Annotated in this window: 15 protein-coding genes; 7 read left to right on the top strand and 8 right to left on the bottom strand. The window is 39.1% G+C overall.

Annotated elements, in window-relative coordinates; genetic code table 11:
* The 5 genes from panD to radA all read left to right on the top strand — a co-directional run bounded on the left by panD (position 1) and on the right by radA (position 6,376).
* Entirely contained in the window at positions 1-351 is a 351-nt protein-coding gene (gene panD / locus IV512_RS06225; protein ID WP_209401648.1) for an aspartate 1-decarboxylase, read from the top strand.
* 3 nt (positions 352-354) lie between these two features.
* The gene (locus IV512_RS06220; protein WP_209401646.1) at positions 355-1,320 is read left to right on the top strand and encodes a lysylphosphatidylglycerol synthase transmembrane domain-containing protein; all 966 of its coding nucleotides are present in this window, start codon (positions 355-357) and stop codon (positions 1,318-1,320) included.
* Between the two features lie 26 nt (positions 1,321-1,346).
* Complete coding sequence (locus IV512_RS06215; protein ID WP_209401644.1) at positions 1,347-2,489, top strand: alpha/beta hydrolase; 1,143 nt, start codon at positions 1,347-1,349, stop codon at positions 2,487-2,489.
* A gap of 205 nt (positions 2,490-2,694) precedes the next feature.
* Complete coding sequence (locus IV512_RS06210; protein ID WP_209401642.1) at positions 2,695-4,914, top strand: polysaccharide lyase family 8 super-sandwich domain-containing protein; 2,220 nt, start codon at positions 2,695-2,697, stop codon at positions 4,912-4,914.
* A gap of 100 nt (positions 4,915-5,014) precedes the next feature.
* Positions 5,015-6,376, top strand: coding sequence for a DNA repair protein RadA (gene radA / locus IV512_RS06205; protein ID WP_209401640.1), 1,362 nt, complete (start codon positions 5,015-5,017; stop codon positions 6,374-6,376).
* 104 nt (positions 6,377-6,480) lie between these two features.
* On the opposite strand, the gene IV512_RS06200 is transcribed toward radA, so the two are convergent.
* A complete protein-coding gene (locus IV512_RS06200) occupies positions 6,481-7,521 on the bottom strand; it encodes an NADP(H)-dependent aldo-keto reductase (protein WP_209401638.1) in 1,041 nt (346 codons plus the stop codon).
* Positions 7,522-7,594: 73 nt separating this feature from the next.
* Positions 7,595-8,359 carry an exodeoxyribonuclease III gene (locus IV512_RS06195; protein ID WP_209401636.1) on the bottom strand — a complete coding sequence of 255 codons (765 nt, stop codon included), beginning with the start codon at positions 8,357-8,359 and terminating at the stop codon, positions 7,595-7,597.
* Positions 8,360-8,389: 30 nt separating this feature from the next.
* On the opposite strand from IV512_RS06195, the gene IV512_RS06190 reads away from it, so the two are divergent.
* Complete coding sequence (locus tag IV512_RS06190) at positions 8,390-10,546, top strand: TonB-dependent receptor domain-containing protein (RefSeq protein WP_245224686.1); 2,157 nt, start codon at positions 8,390-8,392, stop codon at positions 10,544-10,546.
* A 76-nt stretch (positions 10,547-10,622) separates the two neighbouring features.
* On the opposite strand, the gene IV512_RS06185 is transcribed toward IV512_RS06190, so the two are convergent.
* The 6 genes from IV512_RS06185 to IV512_RS06160 form a co-directional block, all read right to left on the bottom strand.
* Entirely contained in the window at positions 10,623-11,567 is a 945-nt protein-coding gene (locus tag IV512_RS06185; RefSeq protein WP_209401634.1) for a DUF4625 domain-containing protein, read from the bottom strand.
* Between the two features lie 19 nt (positions 11,568-11,586).
* On the bottom strand, positions 11,587-12,063 hold the full coding sequence (locus IV512_RS06180; protein ID WP_209401632.1) for a DUF4625 domain-containing protein: 477 nt from the start codon (positions 12,061-12,063) through the stop codon (positions 11,587-11,589).
* A gap of 56 nt (positions 12,064-12,119) precedes the next feature.
* Complete coding sequence (locus IV512_RS06175; RefSeq protein WP_209401630.1) at positions 12,120-12,920, bottom strand: DUF4625 domain-containing protein; 801 nt, start codon at positions 12,918-12,920, stop codon at positions 12,120-12,122.
* 30 nt (positions 12,921-12,950) lie between these two features.
* Positions 12,951-15,227: a TonB-dependent receptor domain-containing protein gene (locus IV512_RS06170; RefSeq protein ID WP_371743263.1), complete on the bottom strand. Its 2,277-nt coding sequence runs from the start codon at positions 15,225-15,227 to the stop codon at positions 12,951-12,953.
* A 235-nt stretch (positions 15,228-15,462) separates the two neighbouring features.
* On the bottom strand, positions 15,463-15,762 hold the full coding sequence (locus tag IV512_RS06165; RefSeq protein ID WP_209401627.1) for a hypothetical protein: 300 nt from the start codon (positions 15,760-15,762) through the stop codon (positions 15,463-15,465).
* A 113-nt stretch (positions 15,763-15,875) separates the two neighbouring features.
* The gene (locus IV512_RS06160; protein WP_209401626.1) at positions 15,876-16,280 is read right to left on the bottom strand and encodes a MerC domain-containing protein; all 405 of its coding nucleotides are present in this window, start codon (positions 16,278-16,280) and stop codon (positions 15,876-15,878) included.
* 78 nt (positions 16,281-16,358) lie between these two features.
* Between IV512_RS06160 and IV512_RS06155 the strand changes: the two genes are divergently transcribed.
* Positions 16,359-16,739: a Fur family transcriptional regulator gene (locus IV512_RS06155; protein WP_209401625.1), complete on the top strand. Its 381-nt coding sequence runs from the start codon at positions 16,359-16,361 to the stop codon at positions 16,737-16,739.
* The last annotated feature ends 51 nt before the right edge of the window (positions 16,740-16,790 follow it).

Here is a 16,790-nt window from a genome sequence, read left to right as displayed (position 1 = left end):
ATGCAAATAGAAGTTGTAAAATCGAAAATACATCGTGTAAAGGTTACAGGTGCCGATCTGAATTACATTGGCAGCATCACCATTGATGAAGATTTGATGGACGCCGCTAATATCATACGCGGTGAAAAGGTGCAAATAGTGAACAACAATAACGGAGAGCGGTTAGAAACTTATGCCATACCAGGCCCTAGAAATAGTGGTGAATTGACCCTTAACGGCGCTGCTGCCCGAAAGGTTGCCGTAGGTGACGTATTGATTTTGATTACCTATGGACGTATGGATATCGAAGAAGCAAAAAAATTCAACCCTGCGTTGGTATTTCCCAACGAAGAAACCAATTTGTTAAAGTAGCTTTTGAAAAGTACACTTAAAAAATCTCTTAAAACCATACTCCCAATTGCATTGGGAGTTTTTTTGGTTTGGTACTGGTATCAATCAACTTCTAAAACCGAAAGAGACCAAATTTTATTCTACATCAAAAGCGCGGATTTATTTTGGGTTTCAGCCTCAATGCTTTTAGGGGTATTGGGCCATATCTCAAGGGCCATTCGTTGGAATTACTTACTGCAACCTCTTGGCTATTCACCAAAAATAAGCAACAACACCTGTATAATTCTCATGGCCTATTTGACTAATTTGGGCATACCTAGAACGGGAGAAATTTTAAGGGCCACCGCGCTGACCACCTATGAAAAAGTACCTTTTGAAAAAGGGATAGGCACCATAATTACCGAAAGAGTAATAGACGTTATCGTATTGTTGACCATCATTTTGGTAACATTGTTACTACAAACGGAAATCATTTTAGGGTATCTTGAAAATATCGGCATTCCAATAAGTAAAATATTGCTCATGCTAGGCGGGGCACTTATAGCCTTCTTGCTGTTCTTGATTTTCATCAAGAAATCGACCAACACCATTGCTGTCAAAATAAAAAGCTTTTTAAAAGGATTGATGGAAGGGCTTTTGAGTATTTTCAAGATGAAGAACAAGTGGGCTTTCATCGCTCATACCTTATTTATATGGGCATGCTATATAGGCATGCTTTGGGTCATCAAATACACCGTGCCGGAAACTCTTGATCTTACACTCAGTCAACTATTGGTAGCATTCGTCGCTGGGTCTTTGGCAATGATGTTCACCAATGGTGGTATTGGTCTATATCCCATTGCTATAAGCACGGCTTTAGCCATCTTTGGCATTAGCAAGGTATCGGGAGATTCTTTCGGGTGGATTATGTGGATAGCACAAACCCTCATGGTAGTTGTTTTTGGGGCAATATCTTTTCTGGTATTACCGTTATTGAACCGAGACCGTTAAGGTCTTTTTGTACCAAATACTGATCCATGCTACGCAATCTTACATTATTTGCACTTCTCTTATGTGCAAGTGTCAACGCCCAAGTCACTCAAGAAATCTTTGAATCGTTCAAACTTCAAGAACGTAGAGATGTTAAATATTACTTTCCCGAAGATTATGACGAAAAGAAGAAGTACCCTTTAATCGTTGTTCTCGATGCTGAATATCTCTTCGATCAAGTTGTTGCCAATGCCAAATTTTATAATCAATTTCATGGCATGCCTGCAAGTATTATAGTGGGTATCAATCAAAGCGAAAAGAGTATTCGTTTCGATGATTGTGCTTGGGACGAAGAAAATGGACTACCCTCTGAGAAAGGAAAAAAATTCTTTGAGTTTTTAGGAATGGAAATCATTCCATATTTAGATCTTAATTACAGTACTGCACCGTTTAAAATGGTGGTAGGCTATGATATTACAGCAAACTATACCAACTATTGGTTGTTTAAAGAAAATTCATTGTTCAATGCCTATATCAATATTTCTCCAACATTAGCTCCTGAGATGGAAAGCCGAGTACCGTCAAGATTGGCTGCCTTTGATAAACAAATGTTCTACGAATTGATCGTCGAGGGCGAAAAGAGCAAAGAAACTCCGAAAATTATGGCTATGGACAAGGCTATCAAGGCCATAGACAAAGAGACACTTCATTATAATTTTCAATTGTATAAGGGCGCAGATCACATTTCAATTGCGACTTACGGAATTGGTAAGGCATTCGACAATATTTTCGGAATGTTCAAACCTATTAGTCCGAAAGAATATAAAGAACAAATTCTCACTTCCGAAGAACCGGTCTATCAATATTTAGAGAATAAGTACAAAGGTATAGAAGAGCTTTTCAGTATTAAAAAAACGGTAGACCTTAATGATATTATGGCTATTTACGCTGCAAGTCGTAAAAAGGAAGATATAGAATCGCTTAAACCACTTTCTGATCTTTGCAAAGAAGAATTTCCCGAAACTATGTTAGGTTTCTACTTCGAAGGTGAATATTATGAACAAATGGGGGAGCCAAAAAAGGCTTTGAAGACTTTTGAAAAAGCTTTTGGCATGAACGAAATAGATTTTTTGACCAAAGAAATGGCGCTTGAGAAAATTGATGCCCTAAAAGCCGATTTCGGATACTGATTAAGTTCTAAAGCCACCACTTATCCATCAATTACTTAAAAAATAAGTCTCCTTATTTTAAAGATTAATTAAGCTCACAGTTTATAGCACTTCTCATGAGAAGTTAAGCTCTCATATTTCACAGTTGAACTATCGGATTTTTGTATATTCAAATAATGTTTGATTCAGTTACAAACATTTGATTATCCCATCCTTTAGTTATACAATGAAAAAGCGGTCCAATTACTTATCTCTAAGTTTATTATTACTATTCATTTCCCCAGTTATAGCAAGTGAAACCGATTTTGATATCATAAAAGATAGGGTACTTGCAAAGATAATGACTCCGGTAGGTGACTATACAATAGATGGTCTTATAACAACCCTTAGAGATGACGGAACTTGGCCCGGCATCGACTACACAGATGTATCGCGAGAGGGTTTTCTTCACCGGGTACATGCAGATAACATGCTGAAAATTGCCAAGGCTTACCAATCCGAATCCTCAAAATTCTATGAAAATGTCAATGCTAAAAAGTCGGTCGAACTTGCCTTAAACAATTGGCTAAAAAATGATTACATATGTGATAATTGGTGGTACAATCAGATAGGCATACCGAATACGATGGTACAATTGATGCTGGTCATAGGTAAAGATTTACCAGAAGATTTGGTATTAAAAACACAGCCCATTATCAACAGGGCAAATATCAATGCTCAGGGAGCCAGGCCAGGTGGCGATCGAGTAAAAATAGCAGGCATAGAGGCTAAAAACATGCTGTTTCTTGACAATCACAAAAATTTTAAGGCTGTTCTTAAAGTAATTGAAAATGAAATCAAGCAAGTCGAATGGATCGGAATGAACTATGGTTATGGATTTCGTGATGGAGAAGGAGGCTTTGCCACTAGAACTGCCGGTGGGCGAGGCATTCAGTACGACAACAGTTTTCACCACCGAGGAGATGGTGTCAATAACACGCTTTCTTATGGGCTCAACTATGCCAGTGCTTTTATCGAATGGGCTTTGTACGTTGTCGATACGGAATATTCCTTTTCAAATCAAAAAACAGAAGCACTGATCGATTATTTTTTGGATGGAATCTGCAAGACCGCTATTTTCGGCAAACTTCCTGATCCAGGGGCAAAAAACAGAAGTATCAGTCGACCGGGAACCCTAAAACCTTACAGCCCAGAAATGGCTCAAGGTTTATTAAAAGTATCGAGCCATAGAAAGACAGAACTAGAGGAAATCGTTGCTATTCGAGAGAACAAAATGAACCCGACGAAATCGCATGCCACATTTTTTAGGCATACCGAACATTTCACCTTTCAAAGGCCTGAGTTTTTCACTTCGGTACGAATGTACTCGACCCGAACCCACAATATGGAAGAACCATACAATAGCGAGGGGTTACTGAACCATCACAGGGGCGATGGTGCCAACCATATATCTGTCAGAGGGGATGAATATTTTGACATTTGGCCTGTATATGATTTTCAGAAAATACCAGGAACCACAGTTGTTCAAAAAGATAATATGCCAGCTCCGGAAGAGGTAGCAAAATTAGGGGTCACCGATTTTGTGGGGGCCGCAACCGATGGCCGATTTGGCGCTGTTGCTTTTGACTTTAAGAGTCTAGCCGACACCTTGGCGGCCAGAAAATCGTGGTTCTTTTTTGATGATTCGTATGTATGCCTTGGCGCAGGTATCTCAAGTGACAAAGAAAAATTTCCCGTTTTTACCACCCTAAATCAATCACTTTTAAGAAGCGAAGTAACTGTCTCTCAGAATACCACTACAACTAAAATCGGTAGAGGAGAAAAAACATTTGAAGATATCAATTGGGTCTTTCAAGATGGTATTGGCTATATATTCCCCAAACCAACTAAGGTCTATATCAAAAACAAAACAGAAACGGGTGATTGGTGGAGAATCAACAAACAGGTAACCTCTTCGAAAGAGAAGGTTTCGCTAGACGTGTTTACCATCGGCCTTGACCATGGCCTAAAACCTAAAAATGCATCCTATGAATACGTTGTAGTACCTGCTACCTCCATAAAAAGCTTGGAGCAAATGAGCACCGATGAATCTATTTCAATACTATCGAACTCCCCTTACCTTCAGGCCGTGGGTCAAAACGAGCTAGGTATCTACCAAATCGTCTTTTATAAAGCTGGTAATATAAAAATAACTGAAGGCCTAGAATTAATCTCACACACGCCAGGTATACTAATGATAAAATTAGACGGAGACAAAATCAAAGAAATTACGGTGGCGGATCCCAATCGAGAATTGGGTAAAATGCATATTTCAGTGTCTACCAAACTCAATAAAATTTCCGATAAGTTCAAGGCTATATGGAATAAAAAGGAACAGGTATCTGAGATAACCGTAGACTTGCCCCAAGGTGTAAATGCCGGTGAAAGCGTCAACCTATCATTTTAAACCGAATATCACAGTAACAATTTTTCAAATCGGCTACAGTTAGAAGCAAACGATTTGGCAAACTTCTTTTTACCTTTAACACAAATCTTAGAAATCAAAAATGGCCAAAACCAAAATAGCTTTTTTCTGCCAAAATTGTGGTACTCAATACGCCAAATGGGTAGGGCAATGTTCCGCTTGTAAAGAATGGAACACCGTTGTCGAAGAAGTAGTTCAAAAAGAAGAAAAGCAAAACTGGAAAAGCAGTACTGGACCGAATAAAAAAGCTGCAAGACCATTGCGCATTAATGAAATCAGTACCGATAAAGAATTACGGCTTAACACCTTTGACCTTGAATTTAACCGTGTTTTAGGTGGTGGACTCGTGCCTGGCGCATTAGTACTGATCGGAGGCGAACCTGGAGTGGGCAAAAGCACCCTTCTGTTACAAATTGCCTTAAAGCTACCCTATAAGACCCTTTATGTTTCTGGGGAAGAAAGTCAAAAGCAAATTAAAATGCGTGCCGACCGCATTCACCCTAATAGTGAAAATTGCCTTATTCTTACGGAAACCAAGACCCAAAATATTTTTAGACAAATCGAAGCTACAGAACCTGATATTGTGGTTATCGATTCGATTCAAACCCTTCATTCCGACTATATAGAATCTGCTGCGGGAAGCATTTCTCAAATTCGTGAATGTACCGCAGAACTCATCAAATTTGCCAAAGAGACGAACACCCCGGTAATTCTGATCGGACACATTACCAAAGATGGCTCTATTGCCGGCCCCAAGATTTTGGAACATATGGTTGATACCGTTTTACAGTTCGAAGGTGACCGCAACTATGTTTATCGTATTCTTAGATCACTAAAAAATCGATTTGGTTCTACGGCCGAACTTGGTATTTATGAAATGCAAGGCGGCGGATTACGTCAGGTAAACAACCCCTCTGAAATTCTCATATCAAAAAACGATGAAAAACTGAGCGGTACCGCCATAGCCTCGACTATAGAGGGTATGCGCCCTCTAATGATAGAAATTCAAGCGTTGGTGAGCACCGCGGTCTATGGTACACCCCAAAGATCGACCACTGGTTATAATGCGAAAAGACTTAATATGCTCTTGGCCGTTTTGGAAAAACGGGCAGGCTTTAAATTAGGGGCGAAAGATGTGTTTTTGAATATCACTGGCGGTATTTCTGTTGATGACCCTGCAATAGACTTAGGGGTTATTGCGGCAATACTATCAAGCAATGAAGACATCAACATAGAAAAAGGCATTTGCTTTGCCGCCGAAGTAGGCTTAGCCGGTGAAATACGCCCTGTACAAAGGGTTGATCAACGAATTTTAGAAGCCGAAAAGCTCGGATTTAGCTCTATCTATGTTTCAAAAAACAATAAAATAGGGCTAAAAGACACCAAAATAAACGTGCGCCTAGCCGCTCGAATTGAAGACGTTGTCAGCGATTTGTTCGGTTAACGCCTATCTCTCATAATTCTCGAACATACTAATATCACAATAATTACGAGTACAATTATGATAAGTTGGCCCAAGCCCACTTTTAAAAAATGCATATTCGGTGTTTATGGAGCTGGATTAGGTATTTGATTGTGAATTTCTTCGATTCCCTTGAGCACATCATCCGTCAAATCAATATTGATACTGTCGATGTTTTCCTCTAGTTGCTTCATTGAAGTGGCGCCAATTATATTGCTAGTAACAAAGGGTCTGGTATTCACAAAAGCCAGGGCCATTTGAGCCAACGACAAATCGTTGTCTTGCGCTAACTTGTGGTATTTTTCCGTTGCCTTTACGGCATTATCGCCACTGTACCTCGTGTATTGAGGAAAAAGGGTGACTCTACCATCCGCAGGTTTCATATTGCCAAGGTATTTGCCCGACAAAGTGCCAAAGCCCAATGGAGAATAGGCCAATAACCCAACTTTTTCACGAATGGATATTTCCGAAAGACCGACTTCAAATAAACGATTCAGTAAACTGTATGGGTTTTGAATGGTAATCGTACGTGGCAAGCTCACATGCACCTTACTTTCCATTAAAAAGCGCATGGTACCCCAAGGCGTTTCATTCGAAATGCCCACATGCCTTATCTTACCCTCGCGAATCAGCTCGCGTAAGGTTTCCAAAACTTGATGAATGTTGTCTTCCCAGTGGTCAGTAATCTCATGTTTATACCCTCTTTGCCCGAAATAATTGGTATTTCTTTCTGGCCAATGCAATTGATAGAGATCAATATAATCGGTCTGCAATCGCTCAAGACTTCCGTTTACAGCTTCGATTATAGAATCTTTTGAAAACCCGGTGGTACGTATAAATTTGGTCATATCTGCCTTACCGGCGATTTTCGATGCCAAGACCACCTTATCTCTATTTCCATTTTTCTTGAACCATGTACCGATTATTTTTTCGGTAACCGAATGCCTGTCAGGATGCGCGGGAATAGGGTATAACTCTGCCGTATCAAAGAAGTTGATACCTTGGTCTACGGCATAATCCATTTGCTGGTGACCTTCATCTTCGGTATTTTGATTGCCCCAGGTCATCGTGCCCAGGCAAATTTTACTTACTTCAATATCGGTATGGGGTAGGTTGCTGTACTTCATGCTTCTTTGGGTATTGACTTAGAAAGGTGCAAATTTACTAAATATGTGTCGGTCTCGATTTAGAACGAAAACATTAATTTTCAAGCTCTAATAAAATAGGGCAATGGTCACTATGTTTTGCTTCTGAAAGTATCACAGATCTCATCAATCGGTCTCTCAAAGTTTCAGCCACCATACCGTAATCTAACCTCCACCCTTTATTATTTACACGGGCATTGGCACGATAACTCCACCACGTATAGTTGTCAGGGGCCTCATTAAAATGCCTGAAGCTATCAATGAAACCACTTTTAATAAAATTGCCGATCCATTCTCGCTCGACCGGTAAAAATCCGGAGACATTCTTATTACGAACTGGGTCATGAATATCAATAGCTTTATGACAAACATTATAGTCGCCCAAAACAATTAAATTTGGGTTCGTCATCCTTAGGGCATCTGCATACTTTTGAAAATTCGCCATATAGGTCAGTTTATACTCGAGTCTTGCCAAGTTCGTACCTGAAGGCAAGTACATACTCATTACAGAGATATCACCGAAATCTGCACGAATATTGCGCCCTTCAAAATCCATATAATCGATACCTGTACCGTAGACGACCTGATCAGGTTTTGTTTTCGATAAAATAGCAACTCCACTATATCCTTTTTTTTGGGCACTGAACCAATAATTATAAGGGTACCCTGCCGCTTCAAAAAGAGTTAGGTCTACTTGCTCTTTCATCGCTTTGATTTCTTGCAGACAGATTACATCAGGATCGGTAGCAATAAGCCAATCTATAAAACCTTTTTTCATGGCGGCCCTTATACCATTTACATTATATGATACTACTTTCATTCACTGAATTTGTCCGAAAATAGAAAATGAATGAGGATAAAAAAAAGTTTGAAACTAGAATTGAATTCATGTTTTCATTTAAAGCCTATTTTTGTGCCTCATGCCATTTCAATGAAAAAACTTCTATTACTCTTTATATTGATTAGTCCTGTATTCGGCTGGGCTCAAAACAACGCGAAAAATGACAGCATTACCCAATTAGATGAAGTGATTCTATTGGATGCGCTCAAAACCAAGAATGCCAGCGGCATTGAACCTTCTACTACAATTTCCGCGAAAACCTTTCAAAACTATAGTCCTATAGACATCGTATCATCGATCAACCAAATACCCGGGGTACAGATTTTCTCGGGCGCCCTGAACACAAATCGAATTACGGTTCGCGGTATCGGGTCTCGAACCGCCTTCGGTACTGATAAACTCAAATTATATTACAACGATATACCGGTTACCGATGGTTCAGGGTTTTCGACCATAGAGGCTTTCGATTTGGAAAACCTCAGCCAAATAGAAGTTATTAAAGGCCCCAAGGCTTCGGCATTCGGCGCTAATTTGGGTGGGGCAATTATCTTGACCCCAAAAGAGGCTTTAGGTAAATCGACAAATTTTTCCAATAATCTTACGATTGGCTCTTTCGGAATGACCAAAAACAACCTCTCTTTTAACCATTTCGACGGCAAATTGAGGCTAGGCCTTCAATATGGGCATCTAGAAACCGATGGATATAGAGATAATAGTCAATTAGATCGTGATGGTCTTCTACTAAATACGTCTTATCGTATCAATTCGAAAAATACCATTTCACTACTTGTCAACCATATCGATTATACCGCACATATCGCAAGTTCATTAGGGGAAACCGCTTTTAATGAAAACCCTCAACAAGCAGCTGCCAATTGGGGTGGTGTATCAGGATTTGAAACCAATAACTATTCTCTGCTGGGGTTGAGCTATGCCCATAACTTCAGCAAAAATCTAGAAAATACCACAAGTATATTTTATAGTTATCTAGACCACTTTGAACAACGGCCCAGGCCCTTAGGCTTTTTAGATGAGTATACCAATGGCTACGGATTTCGGACTAGATTTTCAGGAGATTTTAAGTTAGGTGAAAAAAACACTGAATATATTATAGGTGCCGAACTTTATAAAGACGAATACAACTGGCAACTCTTTGAAACGCTGGAAGCCCCATTAGATAATAGTCTTCAAGGAGAACAATTCGCCGACAACAATGAATTTAGAACTCAAATGAATATTTTCAGCTCTTTGCTGTTCGATATTACTCCCGATTTTAGTGCCCAACTCGGACTCAACATCAACAAAACCAAATACGATTTCAGAGATCAGTTCAATGCAGGCGCGGATAATAAAAGTGCTCAGCGAGATTTTGAAACGATTTTTCTGCCCAGTCTCAATCTTAACTATGCTATTGCTGAATCGGTCGACCTATTTGCCAATGTAAGCCGAGGTTTTTCGAACCCAACTGTAGAGCAGACTTTAACTCCCGATGGAGTCATTAATCCTGATATAGCACAAGAAACGGGAACCAATTATGAAGTAGGAACAGATTTGTATTTTCACGATAGAAAGTTTCATATCAATTTTGTAGCGTACCAGATGGATGTTCGTAATCTATTGGTCGCCGAAAGGGTGGCCGAAGACCAATACATTGGTAGAAATGCAGGAAAAACCAAACATCGCGGAATAGAAATTATGATGGACTACCTTTGGAACATTAGTCCAAACGTACAACTCTCTCCGTTTTTAAGTTACACCTTGAATGACCATTCTTTTGTAGAATTTGTTGATGAGGATGAAAACTACTCTGGAAATCCATTGACCGGAGTGCCAAAACAGCAACGAACCGCAGGTATACAGCTTCGTCTGTTTAATGATTTTTATTGGAATACTACACACAGGCACATTTCAGAAATACCTTTGCGAGATGACAATAGCCTAGAAAGTGATCCCTATACCGTTTTCACGACCCGATTGGGTTGGCATAAAAACCTTTCGACCAGGTTTACCCTTGGGATCGATTTTGGTGTTGATAATATCTTCGATGAAGATTATGCCTCTTCGGTATTGATCAATGCCGGAAGCTTCGGTGGTGAACCACGTTATTACTACCCGGGCAACCCTAGAAATTTTTATGGCAGTTTAAGATTGGGGTATAAGCTTTAACAGCAAGAAGTTCATTTTGAAATATTCATCTAAAGTGTTCTACAAAGATCTGTATGATTTTTGAGAACCTAAAGAATTAAAAACCTTTAACAGTTGCCTCCATATAATGATATACACTGACATTATGTGTAAAGTTTTCATAGATTATTCCAAAATAGTATTCTCCATTTTCCCAAGCCTTCTCACCTTCTATAGAATTTGATGTTGGGTTGTAATTATCGCTTTGTGCACCAAATATAAATTCTGGAAGACCTCTAATAATCTCATAGGTATCTGGGTCTCTAATAGAGTTGGTAAAAGTAAAGACCTCTGTTTCATTCTCGTGTGCGAAAACATCATAAACAATTGCTTTTGAAAAATCTATATCATCTAGGGATTCAGGCAAGTGGTCTGCACTTTTCTTGATAAAAAGTATATACAACTGTCCGTCATCCTTTACATTGCGAATTGAAACCTGGGAAGTAATGGTATCATTTTTTGCAAACACTATTTCTTCTGGGTTCTCAAGTAGTTCATTTACAAAATACACATTCTCACTACTGCTTTCTGTAAACCACAAATACAAATAGGGATCAACAGGAAGGTTTTCGGGGTCTATCAGATTCACTTCATAGGTCTCTTCCAATTTAGTTCCGTTTTCATCGGATATGGTAATCTTAAACTCAAACCTACCTTCAGGGGCATCTTCGGGAATATCAAAGTGCTTGTGAACGGTACTATTTTTGAGTCCTTTAAAATCATCCCAGACAATTTCAAAAGACCAAGCGTTGCTGTATGTTTCACCCTCCATGGGGTTTATATTAATTTGAACAATGTCAATGGTACTTCCTGCAATAACTCTTGCGTTAAAGTGAAAATCTCTTCCGATAACCCCTTGATTATTTCCGGATCCTATCTCAAGCTCATCCATGCTAGGTTCAGGCATTAGTTCTTCGGTGTCGTCGTCAGAACATGATAAACCCACTAAGGTAAGGAGCAGAATTCCTGTTAATTTTAATTTGCCAGTTATCATGGTGTTCATAGTTTTATTGTTAGAAGATTTACTGTACAATTTTAATATCTATTGATGTTCTACCTTGCCAGCCGCTGGCATCGGTGACCGAATAGGCGCAGTGATAATCACCCGTATCAATATCATCGGGTATGGCAAGTTCAATTTCAATCTCGTGCTCGAGCGAACTTTCTTCAATACTAAAGTTTTGCATAAATATCCAAGGGTTTACTGCTGATTTGCTCTCGTTCAAATCGCAATCTCCTACTTGGTCATCATGAGTATGATGGTCAAAATTGTGATGTAAATTCAAACTATAAGACGCCAAAGCTTCATTATCAGTAACCATGGCCCTAAATACATAGGTTTCACCACGCTTTAATTGGTCGCAACCTTTCGGAAACCCACCACTATAAGCAATACTTATAGTTGGCTTTTCTACATCTTTACTGGCAGAATCATCAGTGGAACACGAATTGATGAAGAGCAGCATAATAAAACATAAGAATTTCTTTATTTTTTTCATCGCTTACTTTGTTTAGCCCAACACCTGTTGAAAGACAAGTGTCGGGCTTCTTACTTCTACTCGGGTATGTCAATATGGGCATCTATTTTTGAGATGTTTTCATCTTCGTCTTCGATAGTGATTACCATATGATATTCTCCTACAGGTGCCGTCGATGGAACATCAATATGTTTGTGAAATTCAGCAGAAGTTTCTCCGTGAAGTCCTTCTTCATATACTTGGGTGAAATGCCATTCTTCCTCCCCTTCTAAGATGTCAAGCCCATGAGCATGAACATCTACTGAAACATTATGAATTCCCTTTACGGCTTCAATCATAAATTCTAAATGAAAGTCGCTACCCCTCACTACCGCTTCGTCGATAGACACATTACTGGTGGTAATAGGGTTCATAATCTGTAGATGACCTTCTACTTCTGAGCTGTTCCCATTTTCATCGGTTACGGTCAAGGTAACGTGATACTCACCTTCGGGAGCTGTATTGGGTATATCGACATGTTCATGAAATGTTGGGTTGATCACTAAATAACTTGCATCGGTGTAGACTTGTTCAAAATCCCATTCTTCCTCATCTTCTGCTACATCTAAATCGTGCGAATGAATAGAAAGAGTAATGCTACTTACGGTTGCTTCTGCATTAATTTCTGCTTCTAGATGTACATCAGAACCTTTATAGGCATATGCTTCTTCTGGTTCATGCTCATGACCATCTTCCTCACCATGATGACCTTCACCATATTCAAAATTGGTGATTTCTGGTGCACTTAATTCGATACTACCGTCATCATCACTGTTACAAGAATGCAATGTGATACCGATCAATACTAGAACTGCTAATTTTTCAAATCTTGTTTTCATAAAATTTAGAATTTGTATAGTTGTGAATATTTAAAAATTTATGGTCAGTGAAACAGAAAGATTACGACCAGCTTCAGGTACATCTATAAGCCTGTAAAAACTGGTGTGGTCATAATATTCCGTATTAAAAATGTTATTGAGTTTAACCTTCAACAAGGCTGGTAGTTGTTCATCAAACAGGTTTAGAGTGCCTAACAGAGCCAAATTGACTACTTGATAGCCATCGGTCATATTTTCGGGTGGTACGATTTCATTTTGGGCAGCGGCCGCCCGTAAATCGGCCTTGAGATTTAACTCTTTGAACATGCCAAAATCACCGAGTAAGTATTGAGCGGAAAGCATACCGATAAGCGGTGGCGAAAATGGTATTGTAAAACCCTCTTTAGGGCCACTGTTCTGTCTAGAGAAAACATATTCTGCAGAAGCATAAATATGTAAATTTGCAGTAACATCAACACCAGCATTTACCTCACCCCCAGTTCTGAATACTTTGGCTTGGGTATATTCATAGACTTGAAGGGTTTCTACATAATCGGAAGTAGGATTGAGGTAGATGTAATTATCGAAGAAATTGATAAACGGGCTTACACCAAAAGAATATCCATTACCGGAATGGGAAACATCCACATCCATCTGATAGGAAGATTCTGGATTTAGTGTTAAACTACCCCGTTCATACCGATACATATGATAATTGACTCCATCTGATGCCAGCTCATGGGCCAATAGCATTCTAAAGCTTTTGCCCACGTTGAATTTGTAGGTGGTATTACCACTAATGTAACTCAGACCCAACGAACCACTATAACTACCAAAATCTAAGGTGGAGTTAGTTGCACGCTGCAAAAAGATGTCAAAAGTAGAACCATCTCCATTATCTCTAGGCGTTTGAAACCAGTCGTAATGCTCATTAATTTTGAGCATACCAAAATCGTAGCGTAGACCGCCCTGCAAATGCAAATTTTTATTGAGTTCAAAATGATCAAAAAAGTATCCTCCAATGGTAAACCTATCGTAGGCTGGAATCAGGTAACCCCAACCACCGATATTATTGTTCTGAAATTCGCTGTTGAGTCCAACAGAAATAGTATGCCCGCCGTTTTTTTTAAAGAGACTTTTTGCGTTTACGGTATAGGTGTTTTTTGTAAATATGCGCTCACGGCTATTCGGTGGCTTAGGCATATAACCATGGGGTACGGGCTCTGAATGCTCTTCTCTATGGTTGTTTTGGTATCCTAAATCAAGTTGCAACTTGTGGTTACCTAGATACATCGTAGCATTATGGGTAACCTTAAAATGATTTACCTTATGATAAGGCAAATCTACATCTCGATTAGAGTTATCGTAATCAATGTTTGAAGAGCGAACCTCTAAGCCATGGGCATTGGCAAAGAAGCCGTTTTTGGCATTTACATTGCTAACAACGGTCTCAAACTTAAAATTTTCACCTACACGACCAATACTAACACTAAAATTGGCCTCACGACCTGCCGTATTTCTAAGGTGGTTCTCATGCAAGTCAAAAATGTAATTCTCATAATTGATTTTATCGGTAGGCACTCTAAAATCGGCATAATCACGGTAAGTTAAACGGGTTCTGTAATACCACTTATCTTTTCGGCTTTGCAATCCGGCAGAAACGGCCCAAAGGTCATTATTCGTTTCACCAAGCAAATTAACGTCACCACCAAAAGAATTCTTCCCAGGTACTTTTTGAGGTAGAATATCAACGACCCCGGCAATGGCATCTGATCCATACATTAAAGAAGCAGGACCTTTTATTATGCGAATATCTTCCAACCCATACTGGTCTATTTCGAGACCATGGTCGCTGCCCCATTGTTGCGCCTCATGTTTTATACCGTTTTGAATTACACTTACACGGTTGAATCCAAGACCTCTAATGGTTGGTTTTGATTGCCCTGAACCTATGGTCATACTACCCACTCCTGGAATTTTACTTAAGGTCTGTATCAGGCTATTTTCGCGGTTCGCATGCAAAAACTCTTCATCTATAGATACCGATACCGTGGCAGTCTCCCTAACCGTTCTTTCCTTTGTCTTCCCATGTACCGAAACTTCATCTAGCTCGGTACTAGACGGTTTTAGTTTGATAAATAATGTAGTTGATTGAGTATGTGGTACCCTCACCTTGAATCTGGCATAACCTATATGCGAAACCTGAAAAACCTGGGTTTTTTTTATCTGTAAGTTGAACTGACCGTTTCGATCAGAGATAGCATACCCTTTTTCTCCTAAGATAGTTACCCCAGAAAGCGGATTTAATGTAAGTGAGTCTACAACCACACCCCTAACCATTTGGGGTTGTTGCGCTAAGGAATACGTGCAAAAGCATATGTTAAGCAGTAAACCAAGCTTTTTAATCATCATATTCGATTGAAAAAATAGTTGGTGTTTGTTCTAGAGGAAATTCAAGAACAGTTTTGTAGCATTATATACCTCTAGAATAAATAGCAAAGCAATAACCTACACCCAGCATTTCAGCTGAAAGGTTTGCATGCTATTTATTCGAACAGAAAAATTAAATTATCGGTGGAGGTCGAGAGAATTGGTTATAGGAAAATAGCCGATCTAGAACAGGCACATCTTCACAACGTATAATTCTGTGTTGAAAGACAAAGCTAAATTCGGGCAATGAAAATTCAGACGCGTACTGTGGTAACATAGGCGAATGATTGCCGGTTTGTAAAACATAACAAATGTTACAGTCATCAACTGATTTACTTTCATCATGGGTAAACACATGAAGACAAACCAATTCCATACTAATGGTAAAGGCCAAAAACAACAAAGCAACGGCTCGTCTTGTCTGTGTTTTCATATTAAGGTTTATCTCTGTATTTAAAAAACTTGTTTTTGCCTCCTTCTTCGGAAAAAACCGTGGAAGCTTCTATACTAGATTTAATAGGGTTGCCCTATTATTTTATATTCATCCTATTCAGTTTTTGCACAACAGCCAGCGGTTTTACATTTACAATATTTTCGATTATATAGATGAAGTGTGATTAGCGATATAGAAGTCATAAACACTAAACTTTCCGGAAGGTGCGGGCCTTCATACTTCTCATTGATTAAAAGTGCACAAAGTATGAACCAACTTAACCACATGGCCGGTTTTATAAATGATGAAGCAGTTATTTTAGTGGAACGATAGACCGCCAAAAAAGAAACGACCAAGAAAATAAAGTCCAATAGTTTCCACCAACTTGGGGCCATACTTTCACACTCGCCTATGCAAGTGGACATTGCAAACAAAAAAGGGGTAGCAATACAATGTACCAAACACAGACCGCTCGCAAATGCACCCCAGATATTCGGTCTTTTTAAAAAGATATCCATATCAACAATTAATGCAACTCAGTCGCAAAAATAAAATTAAATATTGTTAATGCAACCATAATGCATTAATTTTGTTTTATGGGAGTTGTCAGAAATACAAAATCAGTAAAATTGGTAAATGATCTGTTCAATGAAATTCACAGTGCTATTGGTGTAGTAGAACTAGTTGAAAAGTTTAATGGACAAATGAACAAATCTACCATCTACCGGATTTTAGATCGCCTTGAGGATGAAGGGCGAGTACATTCTTTTTTAGGAGTAAACGGATTGAAGCATTATGCTAAATGCCATGATTGTTCAAAATCGGAGCATGTAGACATACATCCTCATTTTCAATGCACCACATGTGGAAAGGTAGAGTGTGTGTCTTACGAGATTAAAATTCCACGTTTGAGCAATAAAAAAATAGAGCAGGCACAACTTTTACTCACAGGTACCTGTGAGGTCTGCTTAGCTTAGACAACTGCCCAAACTCAGCAATTACATTATAGAGTCCGCTTAACAAATGCT

This window comes from Pseudozobellia sp. WGM2, assembly GCF_017810075.1.
Taxonomy (GTDB): domain Bacteria; phylum Bacteroidota; class Bacteroidia; order Flavobacteriales; family Flavobacteriaceae; genus JADNYK01.
Note: the sequence above shows the minus strand (reverse complement) of the source record. Positions and strands in the feature narration are given on the sequence as shown.